Source organism: Streptomyces aureus (assembly GCF_001418135.1).
GTDB lineage: Bacteria > Actinomycetota > Actinomycetes > Streptomycetales > Streptomycetaceae > Streptomyces > Streptomyces aureus_A.
In genome coordinates this window covers 1-3,662 of record NZ_LIPQ01000479.1, presented here as the reverse complement: position 1 = coordinate 3,662, position 3,662 = coordinate 1, and the positions used below count along the sequence as shown (strand labels likewise).

General features: G+C 72.4%; 2 protein-coding genes. Both read left to right on the top strand.

What is annotated here, in order from left to right:
- The first annotated feature begins 77 nt into the window (after positions 1-77).
- Complete coding sequence (locus AOK00_RS31235) at positions 78-1,523, top strand: aldehyde dehydrogenase family protein (protein ID WP_055603555.1); 1,446 nt, start codon at positions 78-80, stop codon at positions 1,521-1,523.
- Between the two features lie 181 nt (positions 1,524-1,704).
- Positions 1,705-3,627 (top strand): acyl-CoA dehydrogenase family protein, encoded by a 1,923-nt coding sequence (locus tag AOK00_RS31230; RefSeq protein ID WP_055603554.1) that lies wholly within the window; start codon positions 1,705-1,707, stop codon positions 3,625-3,627.
- Positions 3,628-3,662: the final 35 nt, after the last annotated feature.

Genomic DNA, 3,662 nt, shown 5'->3' with positions numbered 1-3,662 from the left:
CACGCCCGCCGCCCCGGCCCTAACGTGTCATGAGAGCAATCGCTCGCACCCCCCGATACGGAAAGGGCCGGGACGCAATGACGACCACCCACGCCTTCTGGCTCGCCGGCCGCGAGGCCACCGGCGAGGCCACCTTCGACGTCACGAACTCCTTCGACGGACGTCTGGTCGGCAAGGTCAGCGTGCCCACCGAGGCCCAGGTCGAGGAGGCCGTCGCCGCCGCGCACGCCGTCGTCGACGAGTTCGCCGCGACCCCGGCGCACGTCCGCGCCGCCGCCCTCGACCACGTGTCGAAGCGGCTCGCCGAGCGCACCGAGGAGATCGCCCTGGTGATCTCCGCCGAGAACGGCAAGCCCATCAAGTGGGCCCGCGGCGAGGTCGGCCGTGCCGTCTCCGTCTTCCGTTTCGCCGCCGAGGAGGCCCGCCGCTGGAACGCCGGCGAGGCCCAGCGCCTGGACACCGAGGCCGGTGGCGCGGGCCGCCTCGCGCTGACCCGCCGTATCCCCAAGGGTGTCGTCCTCGGCATCGCGCCGTTCAACTTCCCGCTGAACCTCAGCGCCCACAAGGTCGCCCCGGCCATCGCCGTCGGCGCCCCGATCATCCTCAAGCCGGCGCCGTCGACCCCGATCTCCTCCCTGATCCTGGGCGAGATCCTGGCCGAGACCGACCTGCCGGCCGGCTCCTGGTCGATCCTGACCGTGCCGAACGACCGCATGCCCGCCCTCGTCAAGGACGAGCGCCTCCCGGTCATCTCCTTCACCGGCTCCGACACGGTCGGCTACGCCATCCAGCAGTCGGTGCCCCACAAGCACTGCACCCTGGAGCTCGGCGGCAACGCCGCGGCCGTCGTCCTCCCCGACTGGTCCTCCGAGGAGGACCTGGACTGGGCGGCGAGCCGTATCGCCACCTTCTCCAACTACCAGGGCGGCCAGTCCTGCATCTCCGTCCAGCGCGTGATCGTCGACTCCTCCGTCCACGACCGCCTGCTGCCGAAGATCGTCGCCGCCGTCGAGGCACAGGTCACCGGTGACCCGTCCGACGCCGCCACCGACGTCGGCCCGCTGGTCGACGAGGCCGCAGCGAAGCGCGTCGAGTCCTGGGTGGACGAGGCCGTCGCCGCCGGCGCCAAGCTCCTCGCGGGCGGCAAGCGCGAGGGCGCGACCTACGCCCCGACCGTGCTCACCGAGCTCCCGGCGGACGTCACGCTGGCCCGCGCCGAGGTCTTCGGCCCGGTCCTGACCATCGCCAAGGTCGACGGCGAGGCCGAGGCGTTCGCCGCGGTCAACGACTCCGACTTCGGCCTCCAGGCCGGTGTCTTCACCCACGACCTCCAGGCCGCCTTCCGCGCCCACCGCGCCCTCGAGGTCGGCGGCGTGATCGTCGGCGACGTCCCCTCGTACCGCGCCGACCAGATGCCGTACGGCGGCGCCAAGCGCTCCGGCGTCGGCCGCGAGGGCGTCAAGTACGCGATGGACGACTACACCTACGAGCGCGTCCTCGTCCTGACGGGCCTCGCCCTCTAGGCGTACGGCGCACGGCGCGCGCGTACCTCGTACGGCGCACGCCACGAGACCAGGCGGTCCGAACCCACTGTGCGGGGGTTCGGGCCGCCTTTCGCCGTACGGCCGAGGCTCCGGCCGGTCTCCCGCCTGTCCGGACCGGCAGAAATCGGGTACGACGGACAGTGAGACCGAGGAGGTGTCCATGTCCGCCCCCACCCAGCGGCCCAAGGTCACCGCACACGAGGCCCGGCAGACCGCCGAGGCCGCACGTGAGCGGGACTGGCACAAGCCGAGCTTCGCCAAGGAACTCTTCCTCGGCCGGTTCCGGCTCGACCTCGTCCATCCCCATCCCCTCCCCGCCGAGGAGGACGCCCGGCGCGGCGAGGCCTTCCTGGCCACCCTCCGCGCGTTCTGCGAGACCCGGATCGACGGCGCGCGCATCGAGCGGGAGGCCCGCATCCCCGACGAGACGCTCGCCGGGCTCAAGGAGCTCGGCGCGCTCGGGATGAAGATCGACCGGAAGTACGGCGGTCTCGGCCTCACCCAGCTGTACTACAACCGGGCCCTCGCGCTCGTGGGCTCCGCGAGCCCCGCGGTCGGCGCCCTGCTCTCCGCGCATCAGTCGATCGGCGTACCGCAGCCGCTGAAACTCTTCGGCACCCAGGAGCAGAAGGACGCCTTCCTGCCCCGGCTGGCCCGTACGGACATCTCCGCGTTCCTGCTGACCGAGCCGGACGTCGGCTCCGACCCGGCGCGGCTGGCCACCACGGCGGTACCGGACGGGGACACGTACGTCCTCGACGGCGTGAAGCTCTGGACCACCAACGGCGTCATCGCCGACCTGCTCGTCGTCATGGCCCGCGTGCCGGCCTCGGACGGGCATCGCGGCGGCATCACCGCCTTCGTCGTCGAGGCCGGCTCGCCCGGCATCACCGTCGAGCACCGCAACGCCTTCATGGGCCTGCGCGGCCTCGAGAACGGCGTCACCCGCTTCCACGGCGTCCGGGTCCCCGCCGAGAACCGCATCGGCCCCGAGGGCGCCGGCCTCAAGATCGCCCTCACCACCCTCAACACCGGCCGGCTCTCGCTCCCCGCCACGTGCGCGGGCGCCGGGAAGTGGTGCCTGAAGATCGCCCGCGAGTGGGCGGGCGTCCGCGAGCAGTGGGGCGGGCCGGTCGGCCGTCACGAGGCCGTCGGCACCAAGATCTCCTTCATCGCGGCCACCACCTTCGCCCTGGAGGCGGTCGTCGACCTCGCCTCCCAGATGGCCGACGAGGACCGCAACGACATCCGCATCGAGGCCGCCCTCGCGAAGCTGTACGGCTCCGAGATGGCCTGGCTCATCGCCGACGAACTCGTCCAGATCCGTGGCGGCCGCGGCTACGAGACGGCCGACTCGCTCGCCGCCCGCGGCGAACGCGCCGTCCCCGCCGAGCAGGTCCTGCGCGATCTGCGGATCAACCGGATCTTCGAGGGCTCGACCGAGATCATGCACCTGCTGATCGCCCGCGAGGCCGTCGACGCCCACCTCTCCGTCGCGGGGGACCTCATCGACCCCGGGAAGTCCCTCACCGACAAGGCGAAGGCGGGCGCGCGGGCGGGCGGCTTCTACGCCCGCTGGCTGCCGGGACTCGTGACCGGCCCGGGGCAACTGCCGAACTCGTACGGCGAGTTCGGCGAGCTGGCGGTGCATCTCCGGTACGTCGAACGAACCTCTCGCAAACTGGCCCGCGCGACCTTCTACGCGATGTCCCGCTGGCAGGGCCGGATGGAACTCAAGCAGGCCTTCCTCGGCCGGATCGTCGACATCGGCGCGGAACTCTTCGCGATGAGCGCGGCCTGTGTACGGGCCGAACTCCTGCGCACCACCGGGGACCACGGCCGGGAGGCCCAGCAGCTCGCGGACGCGTTCTGCCGGCAGGCCCGGCTGCGGATCGAGGAGCTGTTCGGACGGCTCTGGTCCAACACGGACGAGGTCGACGGGCGGGTCGCCGAGGGGGTCCTGGCGGGTCGGTACGCGTGGCTGGAGGAGGGGATCGTGGACCCGGGCGACGAGGGCCCGTGGATCGCGGACGCGACACCGGGCCCCTCGACAGAGCCGAACGCCCACCGCCGAGTCCCCTGACCCCCCAGCGCCCCAGTCACGGTTCCGCTCACCCC

Excerpts from the sequence above, each read along its gene's own strand:
- AOK00_RS31235 (WP_055603555.1), top strand. The coding sequence starts at position 78 with ATGACGACCACCCACGCCTTCTGGCTCGCCGGCCGCGAGGCCACCGGC.
- AOK00_RS31230 (WP_055603554.1), top strand. The coding sequence starts at position 1,705 with ATGTCCGCCCCCACCCAGCGGCCCAAGGTCACCGCACACGAGGCCCGG.